At 57.7% G+C, this 17,263-nt stretch carries 11 protein-coding genes and 1 tRNA gene; 6 read left to right on the top strand and 6 right to left on the bottom strand.

Annotated elements, in window-relative coordinates:
- The 3 genes from QVF59_RS02675 to QVF59_RS02665 all read right to left on the bottom strand — a co-directional run.
- Positions 1-1,381: type VI secretion system Vgr family protein (locus QVF59_RS02675; protein ID WP_287877236.1), on the bottom strand; the 1,381-nt coding region annotated here is incomplete at its 3' end.
- 265 nt (positions 1,382-1,646) lie between these two features.
- Positions 1,647-3,299, bottom strand: coding sequence for a ShlB/FhaC/HecB family hemolysin secretion/activation protein (locus tag QVF59_RS02670; RefSeq protein WP_287877234.1), 1,653 nt, complete (start codon positions 3,297-3,299; stop codon positions 1,647-1,649).
- Positions 3,300-3,313: 14 nt separating this feature from the next.
- Positions 3,314-7,603 (bottom strand): beta strand repeat-containing protein, encoded by a 4,290-nt coding sequence (locus QVF59_RS02665; protein WP_287877232.1) that lies wholly within the window; start codon positions 7,601-7,603, stop codon positions 3,314-3,316.
- 536 nt (positions 7,604-8,139) lie between these two features.
- Here QVF59_RS02665 and QVF59_RS02655 point away from each other — a divergent pair.
- From QVF59_RS02655 to QVF59_RS02640, 4 genes are all read left to right on the top strand, one after another.
- Positions 8,140-8,559 (top strand): response regulator, encoded by a 420-nt coding sequence (locus tag QVF59_RS02655; protein WP_287877228.1) that lies wholly within the window; start codon positions 8,140-8,142, stop codon positions 8,557-8,559.
- A 243-nt stretch (positions 8,560-8,802) separates the two neighbouring features.
- Complete coding sequence (locus QVF59_RS02650) at positions 8,803-8,979, top strand: type 2 periplasmic-binding domain-containing protein (RefSeq protein ID WP_287877226.1); 177 nt, start codon at positions 8,803-8,805, stop codon at positions 8,977-8,979.
- A gap of 227 nt (positions 8,980-9,206) precedes the next feature.
- Entirely contained in the window at positions 9,207-10,361 is a 1,155-nt protein-coding gene (locus QVF59_RS02645; protein WP_287877224.1) for a GGDEF domain-containing protein, read from the top strand.
- A gap of 158 nt (positions 10,362-10,519) precedes the next feature.
- A complete protein-coding gene (locus QVF59_RS02640) occupies positions 10,520-10,798 on the top strand; it encodes a hypothetical protein (protein WP_287877222.1) in 279 nt (92 codons plus the stop codon).
- 24 nt (positions 10,799-10,822) lie between these two features.
- On the opposite strand, the gene QVF59_RS02635 is transcribed toward QVF59_RS02640, so the two are convergent.
- The 3 genes from QVF59_RS02635 to QVF59_RS02625 form a co-directional block, all read right to left on the bottom strand.
- On the bottom strand, positions 10,823-10,963 hold the full coding sequence (locus tag QVF59_RS02635; protein WP_287877220.1) for a hypothetical protein: 141 nt from the start codon (positions 10,961-10,963) through the stop codon (positions 10,823-10,825).
- 110 nt (positions 10,964-11,073) lie between these two features.
- Positions 11,074-12,825 (bottom strand): site-specific integrase, encoded by a 1,752-nt coding sequence (locus tag QVF59_RS02630; RefSeq protein ID WP_287877218.1) that lies wholly within the window; start codon positions 12,823-12,825, stop codon positions 11,074-11,076.
- 148 nt (positions 12,826-12,973) lie between these two features.
- A tRNA-Ser gene (locus QVF59_RS02625) sits at positions 12,974-13,064 on the bottom strand.
- Between the two features lie 193 nt (positions 13,065-13,257).
- Between QVF59_RS02625 and QVF59_RS02620 the strand changes: the two genes are divergently transcribed.
- Together QVF59_RS02620 and QVF59_RS02615 are read left to right on the top strand one after the other, a co-directional pair.
- A complete protein-coding gene (locus tag QVF59_RS02620; RefSeq protein WP_205677436.1) occupies positions 13,258-13,770 on the top strand; it encodes a GNAT family N-acetyltransferase in 513 nt (170 codons plus the stop codon).
- Between the two features lie 295 nt (positions 13,771-14,065).
- Entirely contained in the window at positions 14,066-17,257 is a 3,192-nt protein-coding gene (locus tag QVF59_RS02615; RefSeq protein WP_287877215.1) for an efflux RND transporter permease subunit, read from the top strand.
- The last annotated feature ends 6 nt before the right edge of the window (positions 17,258-17,263 follow it).

Raw genomic sequence — 17,263 nt, 5'->3', positions numbered from 1 at the left:
CCCCGCTGCCGGGGTGTTCGTCTGCGCGCTGCCAGTGGAACTGCACCTTGATGCGGCCCAGTTCGTCGGTGTGCACTTCCTCGCCTTCCGGCCCCACCACGGTGGCGGTTTGCACCCCGTTGGAGGTGGGCTTGGCCTGGGGGCTGTGGGCGTAAGCCGGGGTAAGCGGAATGCCACGGCGCTGGGCGGTGATGGTGGTCTGGAAGGGGCTGCTGTCCTGACCGTCAGTTGACGTGCTATCCGTCCCGCTGGCCAACAGGCTGCGCAGTCCGCTGGCCAGATCGCCCGGCAGATTATTGTTGGCGCGGAAGGTTTGGCCGGTCACCACGAATTCGCGCTGCTCGCTGCTGTCACCCTCGTGCAGCGGGTGTTCATCCAGCCGGAACCACTGCCCGGCCTGCAGGCTGCGTACCGAACCGCTGCCGCTAAACTGCTTGGCCTGCACATCGTGCGCCTGCTGGCGCAACTGGGCGTACTGGCTCAGCTGCTCGGCATCGCTGGCGTAGTACAGCGACTGCGGATCGTAATCCTGCAAGGTGGATTGCAAGGCATCACCACTGCGGCCTTGCTGGATGCGGGTCTGGTCGCCGGTATGCTGGGTAGCCACCGGCTGGTAATCGAAACTGGCCAGCGCCACCGCACCGGACACCACCTGCCGGGCGGCGCTCCAATCCGTCAGGCCGTCTTCTTCCTCAGTGGCATCACTGCGATGGAAACGCACCCGCTCGCTGGCCGCTGGCGGCAGGCTGTAAGCATCGTCAAACACCACCAGCTTGACCTGCGGATGCTCGCCATCGACATGCTCGAAACGCCAGGCATAACCCTCTTCATGCAGCAGCCGCACGATCAAGTCGAAATCGCTCTCGCGATACTGCAGACAATAACTGCGCGGGCTGGCCGTGGCGGTGTGGAACTCCAGCGTCTGCACCTGGGCAAACACCGGGTTATTGGCCTGATGCTCGGCCAGGATCTGCTTGACGATGTCGGGGACCGACAAGTCCTGAAACACCCGCGACGTACGACGCAGGCGCAGCAGCGCAAACGGCGGCTCGATGGTGAGGCCGTACTTGGCAAAGCCGCCATCGCTGCCCAACAACTCAGCACGCGACACCACGCCACAGCGCACCACCTGCTTGCCATCGGCATCCAGCACCCCGAGACGAGCCGCTACACCCAACAAGGACTTGAGCTCGATATTGCCATCCGGCGACAAACAGCTGAGCTGATAACGATAGGCCTGCGACACCCCCTCGCTGCCATCCAGGGTGTGCGGCAATAACTGCTCGGCGGCGATCTGCCCGCCATCCAGCTGCAGGGTGAGCAGGCGTTGGTGCTGGGAAAAGGCGGCGGCGAAGCTGGCGAGCAGAGCGGAAAAGTCCATGGCGTCTCATCACGTCTGCTGACGTGAATCTTCACATTCTGTTGAAAGTTCAACAGTTTATGCTCCCAACATGCGCCGGACAAGGTGGAAGGGCATGAATGCGTAGTTGTACGGATGCTCCTGCATGCAGGAGGAAGGGACCGGAGGATCACGTAATGCATTCACAACGGGCAGTTCGTCGGCCAAAGCCGTCATTCACGTATCTGGCAATTGATGACGGCTTCCATAAGAAAAGCCGTCATTAAAAGCAAGACCAAGGCGCTTGTCAGAAGCGACGATTTATAGCGAGGTAAAGTCGCGGATTGTGATTGGAGTTTTCTGCCGTGGGAATTCCGCCCTGTGTTTTCCAGGCTAGGCTGGATTCCAGAGACCAAGTTGGGCTGCTGACCCTCAGGCCTATGCCTGCGGCGGATAGTTTGCGTTGTTCGCCAGAGCTGCTATCCCATGGACTTTTATTGCTGTACGAGCGTCCAGCATCATACAGAATGAATGGACTGGCCTTCCCCATGTCATACCTCAGTTCCAACTGTGTCAGCCATCCATAATCCCCCATACCTTCCCCTTGTGGATAGGCACGCACACCATAGAAGCCACCTAGCCCAAATTTTTCCGATGAGTCCAGATTCTTGCTGGCCCATTGACCGGAATAGCGCAAATACAAGTTGAAGCGGGAAGAGAGTTTCTGGATGCGGGCGATATCCAGATTTGCCTTGCTGAAATTGCCCTGTGTTCTTGCCGTGCTGGCATCACTGGCAAGCATGGATTGACCCAGGTGCATGGTGCCGGACATCAGGCTGGCCAAACCATAAGTAACACCGCCCCCCAGCGGCCAGCTGTCGCGGTGATCAAACTGCAGGGACAGCGGCAGGCTATCACTCGTTTTCGACTGCGTGGAGCCCAGGGCCTGGTACTTGTCTTCAAGCTTCTTATGCTGGTAGCCGAATGCCAGCTGCACATTGCTAGCCTGGGAGCGGATCAGCGGGTAACTGAGCTTGGCAGAAGTCACATCGGCATAGCCTTTTGCTTCCAGTGAGGCAAATGCTCCAGCCAGCAGATAACTGGTATGCGCATAGCCAAGCTGCCCGCGCAAGCCGCTGTAGCCGATGGGTGCATCATAGTTGAGTGAGCCCAGCCACATGTCCTGATTGGTGTACAGCGTGGATAAGGTGATCTTGTCGCCCAGTATGAACGGGCTGTTTATGTTCAGCGATAACGGCGCACGGTATTCTCCGGTACTCTTGTTGCCGATATTGTCCAGCCCTACTACGCCATCCACCCAACTGGTTCTTTCCACCAGCACATCCAGATCTCCATCCCCGGCTTTGCTGCCCGGGCGAAGGATAGGGCGTACCTTAACGCCAGGCTGGTCATTCAGGATCAGCATGGTTCTTTCAAGACCGGTGTTCTCGATGTAGTTGCCTGAGTGCAAACCAGCATCCAGGAATTTCTGCGCCGAACGTGCAAGCTTCTCATCGCCGCGGGCCTGAATCTTTCCATAGCGACCTTCCAGAATGGCAATCTGCAAGGTGCCGTCCACCGTGGTCTGCGGTGGCATATACACTTGTACGAAGGGGTAGCCATGACTGCGGTACAGCGCGCTCACGCTCCCCAGCAGACGATTGAGCCCGGCCATGTCAAAGGATTTACCCTGGATATCACCGATCGTCTTTTCCAGTACCTGGCTGGAAAAGAGAGTGTTGCCATGAAATACAACCTTGTTAAGCACAAGCTTGACGTTGTTGCCGTCTGTGCTGGCCGGTGTTGATGCCGCAGGTGGTGATGGCAGTAGCGCTGGGCTTTGCTGCGGCACAGGTGGCTTGGCAATCTGCAAGGCCTGCTCCGCCGGCATGGCATCCGCCCAGGCCGTATTCCCCATCAGCAAACCAAGTGCGAGCATAGTGTTGGTTTTATTTTTCATGATCATTCCCTTTATTACTCGCCACCAAACAGCGTTGCCACATTGATGCCGCCATTGACGACATGTACATCCAGAGGACCTGTCGAACTCGGTACGGTGACATCATTTACGTTTAGTTCGTTAGCCGACTTCTTGCCATCGCCCGTGCTAGCCGATGACGAGCCATCCTTGCTTGCTACGTAGTTAAGCGAGCTGCCTCCTGTTTGTACTGGCTGATTTCCAGCGTTGCCGATCGAACTCTGTCCCGGGCTGCTGGCTGTATCAGTGGCTGGTTGGTTTGATATGCCCACCGTTGTCGCCGCCGCCGTACTGGATGCGGGGGCCGGATTGGTAGCAAGCTCTGGTACCGCCACGTAGTTCAGGCCACCGAATGATGTCGTGCCAGCGGTGTTGCTCAGGACTTGCTGGGCGTTATCCGGAAACTTGGGAATGGTGCTTGTTTGCGGCAGATACTTTCCCGTATCTGCAGGGGTTGATGCCTGAGCCGGTTGCGGGGCCGCCGCAGTGATGGTCAGTGCTGTTGCATTGCCTGCCGCCTGGGCAAATACGTAGTTACCATGATTGGCTGTCAGGCCACTGCCATTGATGGCATAGCTGCCGACATTGCTGCTGCTGGTGGCCGTCGTGCCGAAGCTCAGCGTGCCAGTAGTGACGTTGCCCAGGCTTTCATTGTTGACCAGGCCGGTGACGCTGCCGCTGAAGCTGGGGTTGCTGGCGCCATAGGTGCGGCTGGCGCTGTTGGCGGTGTAGGTCAGCGTGGCAGGGTTTACCGTCAGGCTGCCAGCGGTGTAGCTGATGCTGTAGTTGCTACTGCCCAGGCCCTGCGCCAGCAGGCTGTAGCTGCCGGCATTGATGGCGCTCTGCGCGGTACCACCATAGCTGAGGCTGCCGCCCAGCACGCTGCTGGTTTCGCCATTGACGAAACCACTGTAGCTCACGCCATTACCACCGCTGTAAGCGAGACCGTTATAGGTCTTGCTAGCGTTATTGGCGGTGACGCTAAGAGCAGCCGGGGTGATGCTCAGTGCGCTGCTGTTACCGGCTGCCTGGGCAAGCACGTAGTTGCCATTGCTGGTCAGGCCACTGCCGTTGATGGCGTAGCTGCCGACATTGCTGCCGCTAGTGGCCGTCGTGCCGAAGCTCAGCGTGCCAGTGGTGACGTTGCCCAGGCTTTCATTGTTGACCAGGCCGGTCACGCTGCCACTGAAGCTGGGGTTGCTGGCACCATAGGTGCGGCTGGCGCTGTTGGCGGTGTAGGTCAGCGTGGCCGGGTTCACCGTCAGGCTGCCAGCGGTGTAGCTGATGGCGTAATTGCTGCTGCTCAGGCCCTGCGCCAGCAGGCTGTAGCTGCCGGCATTCACCGCACTTTGCGCGGTGCCGCCATAGCTGAGGCTGCCGCCCAGCACGCTGCTGGTTTCGCCATTGACGAAGCCACTGTAGCTCACGCCATTACCACCGCTGTAAGCGAGACCGTTATAGGTCTTGCTAGCGTTATTGGCGGTGACGCTAAGAGCAGCCGGGGTGATGCTGAGGGCCGCGCTGTTACCGGCGGCTTGAGCAAATACATAGTTGCCATGGTCGGCTGTCAGGCCACTGCCATTGATGGCATAGCTGCCAACATTGCTGCCCGTGGTGGCAGTGGTGCCGAAGCTCAGCGTGCCAGTGGTGACGTTAGCCAGGGTCTCATTATTGACCAAGCCGGTCACGCTGCCGCTGAAGCTGGGGTTGCTGGCACCATAGGTACGGCTGGCGCTGTTGGCGGTGTAGGTCAGCGTGGCCGGGTTCACCGTCAGGCTGCCGGCGGTGTAGCTGATGCTGTAATTGTTGCTAGTCAGGCCCTGCGCCAGCAGGCTGTAGCTGCCGGCATTGATGGCATTCTGCGCGGTGCCACCATAGCTGAGGCTGCCGCCCAGCACGCTGCTGGTTTCGCCATTGACGAAGCCGCTGTAGCTCACGCCATTGCCACCACTGTAGGCCAGCCCGTCATAGGTCTTGCTGGCGTTTGTGGCAGTAACGGTCAAGGCGGCTGGGGTGATGTTGGCCGTGGTGCTGATGGAGGTGGTGTTGGGAATAGTGTAATTGCCAGCGTCCGTACCGGAAAGACTGACCCCGGTAACATTGACGGTAATGTTGTTGCCGACATTGGTCGAGGCAAAACCACCCGTAGCTACAACTTGTACATTATCTCCATTCACCAGGCCGGAGGAGGTGACTGCCGCAGCCGTCGTGCCATCATAAGTCTTGTTGGTTGCCTGAAATGCCGTCAGCGCCTTGGGCGTGATGGTGTAAGTGCCCTGGTTGAAATAGGCCACAGCATAGGTATCAGACTGATAGGACGAGGGGTTGCTGGCGCTGCCGTTCAGCGAGATGTAGCTGCCGGCATTCTTGCTGGAAGTGCTGAAGCCAAGTGCGCCCAGTGCACTTGGCGTGAAGCCGTTCGGGCCTCCCAGCGAAGTCAGGGCGACATTGGATGCATCGGTCGAGCCGTCATAGACCTTGCTGCCATTACCAGTGAAAACGTAGATCGGCAGGATGGCCTGATCAACAACATTATATTGGGCTTCGGTATAGCTTTGGTTGCCGCCAGGAATCACCATGGTGCCGCAATTGGGGTAGTTGGCATTACAGGGCGATTTTTTGGTAAAAGTGGCTGCTTGGTTGCTGCCGTTGATGCTGAACTGGAAGTAAGCCACATTGGGGGCATAAAACTGTACCCGTGCCTGGTTACCATTATTGACCAGCCCCAGTGCACCCAGTGCATCCTGGGTGTTTCTGGCATCCACCACGATGCCACCCGAGGTGGAAGAGGTTTCAAAGGTGGTGGTGGTACCGGAGTTTGCCTCAACACCAAAACCAAATTCCTTGGCTGATGCGGTGCTGATGCCACTCATATAGATGTTGCCACCCTGCGAATTCACCGTAGTGCCAGACAATACGTAAATGCCGGCCTGGGTTCCGCTGTAGCTGGACGTCGTGGCATTGGTTTGGCCATTGATCACGATATTGCCGCCGCCGGATTGCAAGGTGACGTTGGTCCCTAGCAATACCGCTGGGCTGTTGGCATCATAATTCAGTGCATAGCCGATGCCGTTTGATGTGGCTGATGTTAATGAGCCGCCAGCCCCACCAATCAGGATATTGCCGCCGTTGGAATTAAGATTGCCGTTGAGTTTCACGCCACCGGTGGTGCCTGCTGCATTGTTGGCCGCACTGAGGGTGATATTCAGCTTGCCATTGCTGGCGCTAATGGGGCTATTGATAGTGATATTGCGTGCGGCCTGCAGGGTGAGGCCAACAGTGGCACTACCCGTATCGGTGATGGCACTATTGACTGTGATGTCGCCATTGCCACTGGAACTGCCGGCGCTTCCGTAAGCAGCATTATTGCTTTGCGTAGTTACCGTTACGCTGGTGCCGCCAGACAGCGTATTGGAAATGGTGGAGGCGGCCGCACTGCCTATCGTGTAGTCGTAAGGGTCAATCAACCAGCTACCTGCATTACCTGATCGGGATGATGCATTAACCTGCAAGCCACTCATCGTATTGACCGCGGCCGCTGAGGTTTCAATGGCACCACCATTGCCGCCATTCGGGGCAGAAGCATCCAGCGTGCCACCGGCATTCAGGGTTCCCGTACTCATGTCGCCCAGCAACTGAATCTGGCCTTTCTCACCACTTGCAAGGGTTTGCGCCCGGATGACACCCGTATTATTGATGACAGAGCTGGTTAGTTGGTCTGCTGCTTTGGCAGTCAGCAGCACACTGCCGCCATCGGCCTGAATCGCCCCACCATTACTAACCAGCGAATCCAGTGCTCCCTTGTTGATGGCCAGCTTGACCGCGCCGCCCATATCCAGCGTGACATCCTGGGCAGAAGCCAGTGTCACGCTGCCCTTGTTTGCTGTGATGCTGCCATCATTGCTGACTTGTGCGGCAATCAGAGCAACGTTTCCGCCATTACTGATGGTTATATTGCCCTGGTTGATGACCGCGCCTTGGCTGTTTCCTTGGAAATTGTAATGGCCGCTAGAAAACTGCTGGTCTGACAGATTAAGGGTGGTCGCTAGCAAGCCGCTGGTATTGACCTGAGCACCGGTGGTAAACAACACACCGTTCGGGTTGATCAGGAAAACCTGACCATTGGCTTTCAGGCTGCCCTGAATGACGGAAACGTCCGAACCCAATACGCGGTTCAGCGCAATGGATGTGGCGGAGGGCTGGATGAACTGAACGGTATTGCCCGCGCCAATGCTGAATGATTGCCAGTTGGTTGCCAGCTTAGCTGACGACTGGTTGATCAGCATGGTATTGCCTTGCTGGGTGATGTTGCCGGATCCGAGCGTGATTTGCCCCCCGGTGGGCAAACCTGCGGCACCAACGCTCCCCGCCAGCACGAGAGTGCATAGCGCCAGCATGCTGTTACCCGAGCGTGATGCTTTGCCGTGCGCTGACACATTCTCCGCAACAGCAACCATTGCGCATGCCTGGGAACTCCAGACGAGTTTGTACACATGGTTCAATGAGGCGCGCCGCATATCCTTCTCCCGCTACGATTTGTTACTAGGTGTTTTTATTGATTTAATTAAAAATAGAGTATTTGCTTTAATTGTTTTATTGATTATTCATCTTGGAAAAAGATATTTCAATATGAAAATATGGATTTTGAGTAGATTATTGATTAGTGTGTAATTAATAATACATTGCCAACTTTAAATTTAAACAGACAAATTTAAATGTTATCAATCAATGTCAATGACATTTCTGGATAACTAGGCAAGTTAAGCCTGCTTCTGCGAACGGGAGAACTGGCGTGTTGATGAATGTGCAGAGGCAGAGGGCAATGAATAATTCAAAAATAATGATTGTTGAAGATGATGTGATTTCAGCACTTCTCATGCGCAAATGGTTGGCAAAGTCCGCACATGTTCATCATTGCGCGACGCCTGACGCATTTCAGCAGATGGTCCTTGAAGTGAACCCGGACATCATCCTGATGGATATCGACTTGGGATGTGATGAGGACGGCTTCGATCTTGTTGCCTGGTACCGATTACAGCAGGGGAAAGCCCAGATTATCTTCATTTCGTCTTATGAGACGGCTGAGGTCCTTGCGCGCATCTATGCGTGTGGTGGCAATGATTACATCCTGAAGCCCCCAAGCCTGGAGGTGCTGGAGGCGAAAATTCTCCAGGCACTCGAGTGGAGTGCCATGGATGCGATATGCCCCATCTCTCCTCGGGATAAAGACAGTAAAGCATGATGTGCCGTTGATGATGGCTGGCCGTCAGAATTAGCTGATGTTTGAGACATCTCATACGTAACCAGAACAATTATGTGTGTGGCAGCTTCTCATCCCAAAGCTGCCGCAATTCTTCAAGTCGGCGAAAGGCCGCTATGGCCGACCTGCTGTCAGTCCACCTAGTACAGTGGCAGATAGTCGGCCAGAGCAGACGACTTAGTGACCCATGAAAAATGGCCACTTTCCCATAGGAAGCGGCCACAAATGTATCTAGTCGTCAACGGGGCAGCGGCGGCGCTGGATGCCGCCTGCGGCGGCCTTGGCCTTACTCGTGTGCTGTCTTGCCAGTGCGAACCGGCAAGGCGCGCAGGCCGGGTGCAGATTGTGCTGGCGGATTTCGAGCCGGCGGCATGGCCGGTGAGCCTGGTGTATGCGGAGTAAGGCAGGTTGCCCATCAAACTGCGTGCTTTTCTGGACTTTGCCGCCCCGCGTTGGCGCGCGCAGTTGGTCGGGGGGGGGAGGGCTGGTGCTGGTTTGTTTGTCGACTGGTAAACAGTACTGCAAAACAGCTGTGCTAGCATGACGGGCAATGCACGATGAATGGATTGGATCAAGAGAACTGGCATGCCCGCTCGCCAACCGTGAAGTGAGTCATCAAGGGCGAGTTTATGAGCAATTCCATTACCATGCTGATGCTGGATCTGCCAACGGTGCTGTTTTTGTATTCGACATCGTTGATTGCCGGTACCTGCGCCGTATTGAATGCATGGCGTCACCAGCGCAATGAAACCGGGCTTGGGCGGATTGCGCTGGCGCTGGCGGTGCTGGCGGTCGGGGGTGGGCTGGCGGGGCTGAGCGAGCTTGCGCTGCTGCCCTGGCCGTTCTTGTGGCGGTATGTGCATTTTTTGCTTGGCGTCGGCGGCTATGCTGCCCTGTGGAGCGGTTTGGCCGAGCTGAGCAGCCCGCGTTGGTGCGCCTGGAGGCTGCGGGTGGCCCTGGTGCCGCTGCTGTGGCTGCTTGTCGGCATGCTTACAGGTTTTGTCGCGCACAATGAGCAGCGTGCGGCGGTGTTTCATTTCAATGCGTTTTTCTTCCTGCTGGCGGCGGCATTCTGCATGTGGCATGACCGTCATGCAGAGCCGCTGGCTTCCCGATTGCTGCTTAGCCTGACGCTGTTGCTCAGTGCCCTGCTGTATGGCAGCGAGTGTTACTGGATAGTGAGCAGCGCCTGGTCCCGGCAGTTGCTGTCCTGGGCTTTCTTCGCGCAGATCATCTGCAATTTCACCCTGGTGTTGCTGGTGCTGACCTTTCTGTCCGAGCGGGCCGCAATCAGGCTGCGTCAGGCCAGCGAACGGGACGAACTGACGGGCGTGGGTAATCGCCGTTACCTGTTTGCGCGCTTGCCTGCACAGGCAGAGGCGGGCAACGCCATCATCATGGCGGATGTCGACCACTTCAAGCGCGTGAACGATTGCTTTGGCCATCTGGGTGGGGATCGGGTGTTGGCGGTGGCTGCGCAGGCACTGCAAGCCACATTGCGAGAGCAAGACCTGATTGCCCGCTTTGGCGGCGAGGAGTTTGTGATTTTCCTGGCGCAGGTGAGTCAGGCCGAGGCCCGTAGCCTGGCAGAGCGGCTACGCTTGCAACTGGCTGCGCAGGAAATCGACATGGCGGGTGAAAAATGCAAGGTCACCGTCAGTATTGGTCTGGTCTGGCTGGATGGCCCCGGCCGCAGCTGGGATGAGTGGCTGAATCTGGCGGATGCTGCCTGTTATCAGGCCAAGCAGCAGGGGCGGAATCGGGTATGCGAACATGCACTGTAAATGAATGGCGAGTGGGCATGAAAGCCTGCCGCGTGCAGTGATTTCCCTGTCGGTGGGTAGACAGGCTTAGTCAGCCTGGCGGTTGGCTTCCATCATGGTGAGTGCGGCCATATTGATGATACGGCGCACGGTGGAGCTGGAGGTGAGGATGTTCACCGGTGCATGATGCCAAGCAGAAAGGGGCCGACGGCCACATTGCTGCCAGCAGCGGTCTTCAGCAGGTTGTAGGCGATATACAACTGGTTATGTTGCGCATTGATGCTGGCTATTCACTGGTGCCCTGGCCCCAACTGCTGCTCCAGCGACCAGTTTCGCCAAATGTCATTACCTGGCTGCTCAGCAGCAGACCCGGACACAGTTCCAATACATGTTTCATGGTGTTTTCTCCAATCAATAACAGTGAAATCAAGCGTGAGCTTGTCCGAAATTCGGTGTAAAGCGGTCGTTATTACCAGCAAATCTCACAGACCGCTTTGGCCGAACTGCCGCCGACCAGACTGGCGGACTTTCAGTTGGTCGGCCAATGCCATGGCAGTTTCAAACACCATGTTCAGCAGCAGGTCGAGGGGCTGGTGCTGGATGCGCGCACCCATGTTTGCCACACACGTTTCACCACCACATTGGCGGCACTAAGCTCGCTGTAAGGGCTGATCGCCTACTACCCAGCAGAGTCAGCATACGTGCCCTCCGGGTCTTATCAGGGATGCATGCCTTACGGCTTATCCGCCCGAATGAACTCCACTTCCGGGAAGGTGATGCGCGACAGGATTTCCAGCTTCTTGTCGACCGGCAGTTCCCCACGGTATTTCTTCACCACTGCCGAGGCGTCCTGATTGACCTGGCCGTTCTGAATCGTTTCGATGCTGGTGATATTGCTGGCATGTCCGGTGATGGCTTCGGCATTCACCACACCCAGCACCATTGCCCGTTGCAAAAAGGTAGATCGAAAAGCGTGCATCCCCACAATACGGGCATTCGGGGTTTCGTCCCGTAGTCCGATTGCCTCGAGAAAGTCCGAGAACCATTTCAGAGCTTTGGATGAGGCACGACCACCTGAAGTCGGGAAGGCCTGGAATAGCAAGGTGTCGCCACGCTTCTTGGCTGCCGCCACATAGTCGAGGAAGCCCAGCTCAATCAGTTTGGGATGGATGGGCAGCTTGCGTTTGGAGCCGCCTGTTTTCACTGACTTGTCGATGCGAGCATCACCTTCGGATTCGTCGGTAATGTCCATATACCAGGTGCCAGTCTGCGCATCCTGCGTGATATCGACTTGCGGGTTTAGTTGGCACAGCTCATTGACCCGTGCGCCGGTGAACAGACCCAGATGGGGAAGCCAGTATTTGTGGGCCATGGCTGGGCGTCGGGCGAAACGTGCCATTTCCGGGCCTTCGAACAGGCGCTTCAGTTCTGCCGATTCAAAGGCACGTTGCCCGCCTTCGGGGTCGCGGCGGGAGCCAAGGTATTGCACCCCTTCGGTGGTGAGTGTCATCGGCCAGCCGTGGTCCTGCCACTTGCGGCGGCAGTATTTGATGAAGGGTGTCATGACTGCCAGATAGGTGCCGTCGAACGTCCCCTTGCTCATCTCGCCGCGGTGCTGCTTGGCCAGTTCCAATGGGCTAAGTTTTTCCTGACGGCAGATGTCCTTCCAGCGTGGTGGCAGGCTTTGCACCGCTTCGAAGTAGGCCTCGAAGTCGGATTGCTTGAGCAAGCCGATGGGCTTGTCTCCGACGATATCCACCAGCAGCGGCATGACGGCACCGACCTTGCGCAGCATCGCGGCCTTGTCCAGCTTCTGGTAGTAGGCCAGATAGCTTTGGGTCACCTCCGACAGCAGCGGGGTTTCCAGCCGCTGCGCCATGACCGGCGTTGGGACTTCCTGGCCATCGTAACGATTGAGCAGTTTCGCGTTGGTGCGGATGGCCATCCGGCCATAGGCCAGTGCCAGTCGGCGCATTTCGGGTTCAGTGGCTTTGAGTTGGTAGCGGTAGAGGCGCAGGAATTGTTCCAGCGGGCCACGCAGCAGTTCGTAGTCACCAATGGCCACTGCGCCTTTGAGAATGCGGTTGGCTTCGGTGTAGCCACTCTGGTATTCCTCGATTTCTTCCGGGGTGTAGTGGCCGTTTTCGCGGCGTGCTTCGTCTCCAGCCAGGCTGGCAACCTCGGCGTGTAGACAGATGGCGTCGATGGCTTCGGGCGTGAGCGCGTCGATATGGGTGATGGCGGCGAGTTGCATACGTGCGTAACGCTCAGCCTGTCGCTGTCGCTTGTCTTCCCACTCAGTGGTCAGACGGGCTTCTTCCGCGCGATGGCGCTCGACAGCCGTGCGGTAGTCTTTGGTGCGTAGCGAAAACGTGATTTCTTTTTTGCCGGGATAGCAAACAAGAACGTCAGTCGGGATGCGACGACGAAGATAGTAGGTGCCGGATTGGGGGTGGCGTTGCAGGCCGGTGGGTAACATTGGCATCGTTCATTGAGTTCCGATCCAGAGTATAGGAAGCTAGGAACAAAACCGAACTCTTATCGCCAATGTGTAGGAGTGTTGTGTAGAACTCGGGGGTAAAACTGCCTTGCCTGACCCGAATTTTCTTTAAAAACAACACTTTAGGGGTGTTTGGCGGAGAGGGGGGGATTCGAACCCCCGTTAGGGTATTACCCTAAACACGCTTTCCAGGCGTGCGACTTAAACCACTCATCCACCTCTCCAGATGGCTGCTGCATTTGCTGCAACAGAGAGGGCGATATTACACGCAAACTGTCGAATTGACAAGAGCTGACATGCAAATTGCCATGATTCACCGTCAGCCTATCTGTCCGTCAACACCATGCCTGCAACGATTGCCTGTTGACATACCGGCTGCGCTACACTGCCATATCCCCTCACCCGATGACCTCCGCCATGTTGCACATCATTACGCCTCGTCTGCAATTGCGGGAATTCACCCTGCAGGATGCACCGCTGCTACTGGCATTGCTGACTGACCCGGATTTCATTCGCAACGTCTCCGACCGTGGCATACACACTCTGGCACAGGCCATTGACTACCTGGGTCGTGGTCCTATTCTTTCTTACGTGCAAGACGGTTTTGGCCTGTGGTGTGTGGAACGGCGCGAAGATGGCGTGGCCATTGGCATGTGCGGCCTGATCCGCCGTGCAGGTTTGCTTGATATTGATGTCGGCTATGCCTTGCTACCGGACTGGCGCGGACAGGGCTATGCCAGCGAAGCTGCCGCCGCCTGTGTGCAATATGGTTTGCACAGCCTGCAATTAACGCGGGTGGTTGCTTATGTAAACGCTGACAACGCTGCTTCACGCCGGGTTCTGGAGAAAGCCGGGCTGCGTCATTCAGGGCCTGTTTTGCTGCCGACAGCCGAGCAATCTGTGGAACTGTATAGCTCCGACCCAGGCTGAGCGCTTGCTACCGCAAGTGTGCGTTGCAATATTTGGCAACAATTTGCCGATCTTTTCTTCACTCGTCCGCCATGTGCTTACGCTAATATCCCGGTAGCGCAACGCTGCCATTCCTACCAATTGGCAGCCACATAAAAGTGCGACAGTCAGGCCGCTCTAGCCCAGCATGCATGCCAGACAATTTCTCTCGGCAACAAAGGGAGACCTTGTCCTGTAGCCAGCGGCAGCAGCTTGTCGCGATACCAAGCATACCGGCCAGGCTCGCTGGCCTCTGGCAGGAAGGCAGTTTCCCCCGATGTGGATTGTTGAAACGGCATTACGCCGGCCATATACCTTTATCGTAATGGCCATTGTCATTGTGCTGGCCACTGCGCTGGCGCTGCTGCGCACGCCGGTGGATGTGCTGCCGGAAATCGACATCCCGGTGATCAGCGTGATCTGGGGCTACAACGGCCTGGCACCGCAGCAGATGGCCGACCGCATCACCCAATCCAACGAGCGCATTCTCACCACCACGGTGAATGACATCGAGCATATCGAGTCGCAGTCGCTCAACGGCATTGCGGTGATCAAGATTTTTTTCCAGCCCAATGTCAACATCCAGACCGCCATCGCCCAGGTGGTATCGGTATCGCAGGCCGTGGTACGGCAGATGCCTACCGGCACCACCGCACCACTGGTAATCAAGTACACCGCCTCCAGCGTGCCGGTGGTACAGCTGGGCATGTCCAGCAAGACGCTGTCGGAACAGGATGTGTTTGATGCGGCGGTGAATACCCTGCGGCCGCAACTGGTGACCATTCCCGGCGTGGCCATTCCCTATCCCTATGGCGGCAAGGTGCGCCTGCTGTCGGTGGATCTGGACCTGGCCGCCATCACCGCCAAGGGCATGACCCCCACCAATGTGGTTAACGCCATCAGCAGCCAGAACCTGATACTACCCGCCGGCACTACCAAGATGGGCGATACCGAATTCAATATCGGCCTGAACGGCTCGCCCACCACCATTGCCGGGCTGAACAACATTCCGGTGCGCAGCAGCAATGGCGCCACCACCTATCTGGGTGAGGTGGCACATGTGCGGGACGGCTATTCACCGCAAACCAATATCGTGCGCCAGAACGGCCAGCGCGGCTTGTTGCTGTCGGTGTACAAGAACGGCGGCGCGTCCACGCTCAGCGTGGTGGACAATCTGAAAAGCCTGCTGCCCACGGTGACGCCGCTGCTGCCCAAGGGCATTGAAGTGTCGCTGCTGGCTGACCAGTCGGTATTCGTGAAAACCGCGGTGGAAGGGGTGATTCACGAGGCGCTGATTGCCGCTGTGCTCACCGCCATCATGCTGCTGCTGTTTCTGGGCAACTGGCGCACCACATCCATCATTGCGGTGTCGATACCGCTGTCCATTTTTTCCTCGGTCATCCTGCTGCATGCCGTAGGCGAAACCATCAATGTGATGACGCTGGGCGGACTGGCGCTGGCGGTGGGCATTCTGGTGGATGACGCCACGGTGACCATCGAAAACATCGAGCGTCACCTGCACATGGGGGCGGACCTGCACACGGCCATTCTGGAGGGGGCGGGCGAGATCGCCATTCCGGCCTTTGTCTCCACCCTGTGCATCTGCATCGTGTTTGTGCCGATGTTTTTTCTGGAGGGCGTGGCGCGCTATCTGTTTGTGCCGCTGGCCGAGGCCGTGGTATTCGCCATGCTGGCCTCTTATTTGCTGTCGCGTACGCTGGTGCCCACGCTGGCCCTGCTGCTGATGGGCCACCAGGGCCGCAGCGGCCGGGTGACAGCCTGGATTCACCATGTACACCAGCGCTTCAACCACCAGTTTGAAAAGCTGCGCAGCGTATACGTGCTGCTGATCAGCCACCTGCTGACCCACCGCCGCCGCTTCATGGCCGGATTTCTGGCCTTCTGCCTGCTGTCCTGCGGCCTGTACCTGCTGCTGGGGCGTGACCTGTTTCCCAGCGTGGATACCGGCCAGATCAAGCTGCACATGCGCGCGCCCACCGGTACGCGCATCGAGAACACCGCCCGGCTGGCCGATGGCGTGGACAGTGCACTGCGGGAAATCATTCCGCCGGACGAGCTGGACACCATCATCGATAATATCGGCCTGCCCTATTCCGGTATCAATCTGTCCTACAGCAATTCCGGCACCATCGGCACACTGGATGCCGACATCCTGATTTCACTCAAGCCGGGCCACCGCCCCAGCGCCGATTACATCGAGAAAATTCCGCCGCTGCTGGGCAAACGCTTTCCCGGCGTGGAGTTCTTCTTCCAGCCGGCGGATATCGTCACCCAGATTCTCAACTTCGGCACCCCATCCGCCATCGACGTACAGATTTACGGCAAGAGCATGGCAGAAAACCATGCCTTCGCCGTGAAGCTGGCGGACCGCATCAAGGGTGTGAACGGTGCGGCTGACGTACATGTACACCAGCGGCTGGATGCACCGGCGCTGAAGCTGGACATGGACCGTACCCGCCTGCAAGGCATGGGTCTTAGCGCCACCGACGTGGCACAAAACCTGTTGCTGCCACTATCCGGCAGCCAGCAGACCCAGCCGACATTCTGGCTGAACCCGGCCAACAGCGTGGTGTACAACATGCAGGCACAAACCCCGCAATACCGCATCAATGCGCTGGACGACCTGCTGCAGCTGCCGGTGAACCCCGCCGGTGCCAGCGGCAGTACGCCGCAGCAACTGGGCAATCTGGTGAAAACCAGCCCAGGGCGCGAGGCCGCCATCGTCAGCCGCTACAACATTCAGCCGGCGGTGGACATTTACGCCAATGTACGCGGACGTGATCTGGGCGCGGTGGCCAGCGACATCCAGCAACTGATCAAGCAGTCGCAAGCCGAACTACCCAAGGGCAGCAAGATCAGCCTGCGCGGTCAGGTGGAAACCATGCAGTCCTCCTACACCGGGCTGGGGCTGGGCATTCTGGGTGCCATCGTGCTGGTTTACCTGCTGATTGTGGTGAACTTCCAGTCCTGGCTGGATCCCTTCATCATCATCTCCGCCCTGCCGGCAGCCCTGGCCGGCATCGCCTGGATGCTGATCCTGACCGCGACCAATCTAAGCGTACCGGCGCTGACCGGTGCCATCATGACCATGGGGGTTTCCACCGCCAACAGCATTCTGGTGGTTTCCTTTGCCCGTCAGCGCCTGCAAGAAGGCCTGCCACCGCTGTCCGCGGCGCTGGAGGCCGGGGCCACCCGCTTGCGTCCGGTGCTGATGACGGCGCTGGCCATGATCATCGGCATGATTCCCATGGCCATCGGCATTGGCGACGGCTCGGAACAGAATGCCCCGCTGGGCCGTGCCGTGATTGGTGGCCTGCTGTTCGCCACCGTATCCACCCTGTTCTTTGTCCCGGTGGTGTTTGCCAGCTTCCACAGCCATCTGGCCAAACGCCGGGCGCAAGCGCACAGCCCTGACGACGACACCCCGGCCACGCCCGTACAAGCCTAGGACCTC

Source organism: Aquitalea sp., from assembly GCF_030150775.1.
GTDB lineage: Bacteria > Pseudomonadota > Gammaproteobacteria > Burkholderiales > Chromobacteriaceae > Aquitalea > Aquitalea denitrificans.
This window is presented reverse-complemented; position numbering and strand designations above follow the sequence as displayed.

What these genes read in the sequence shown, in the direction of transcription:
- QVF59_RS02655 (WP_287877228.1), top strand. Translation starts at nt 8,140, where the DNA reads ATGAATAATTCAAAAATAATGATTGTTGAAGATGATGTGATTTCAGCA.
- QVF59_RS02620 (WP_205677436.1), top strand. Translation starts at nt 13,258, where the DNA reads ATGTTGCACATCATTACGCCTCGTCTGCAATTGCGGGAATTCACCCTG.
- QVF59_RS02615 (WP_287877215.1), top strand. Translation starts at nt 14,066, where the DNA reads ATGTGGATTGTTGAAACGGCATTACGCCGGCCATATACCTTTATCGTA.
- QVF59_RS02630 (WP_287877218.1), bottom strand. Translation starts at nt 12,825, where the DNA reads ATGCCAATGTTACCCACCGGCCTGCAACGCCACCCCCAATCCGGCACC.
- QVF59_RS02650 (WP_287877226.1), top strand. Translation starts at nt 8,803, where the DNA reads ATGTATCTAGTCGTCAACGGGGCAGCGGCGGCGCTGGATGCCGCCTGC.
- QVF59_RS02670 (WP_287877234.1), bottom strand. Translation starts at nt 3,299, where the DNA reads ATGAAAAATAAAACCAACACTATGCTCGCACTTGGTTTGCTGATGGGG.
- QVF59_RS02665 (WP_287877232.1), bottom strand. Translation starts at nt 7,603, where the DNA reads ATGCTGATCAACCAGTCGTCAGCTAAGCTGGCAACCAACTGGCAATCA.
- QVF59_RS02645 (WP_287877224.1), top strand. Translation starts at nt 9,207, where the DNA reads ATGAGCAATTCCATTACCATGCTGATGCTGGATCTGCCAACGGTGCTG.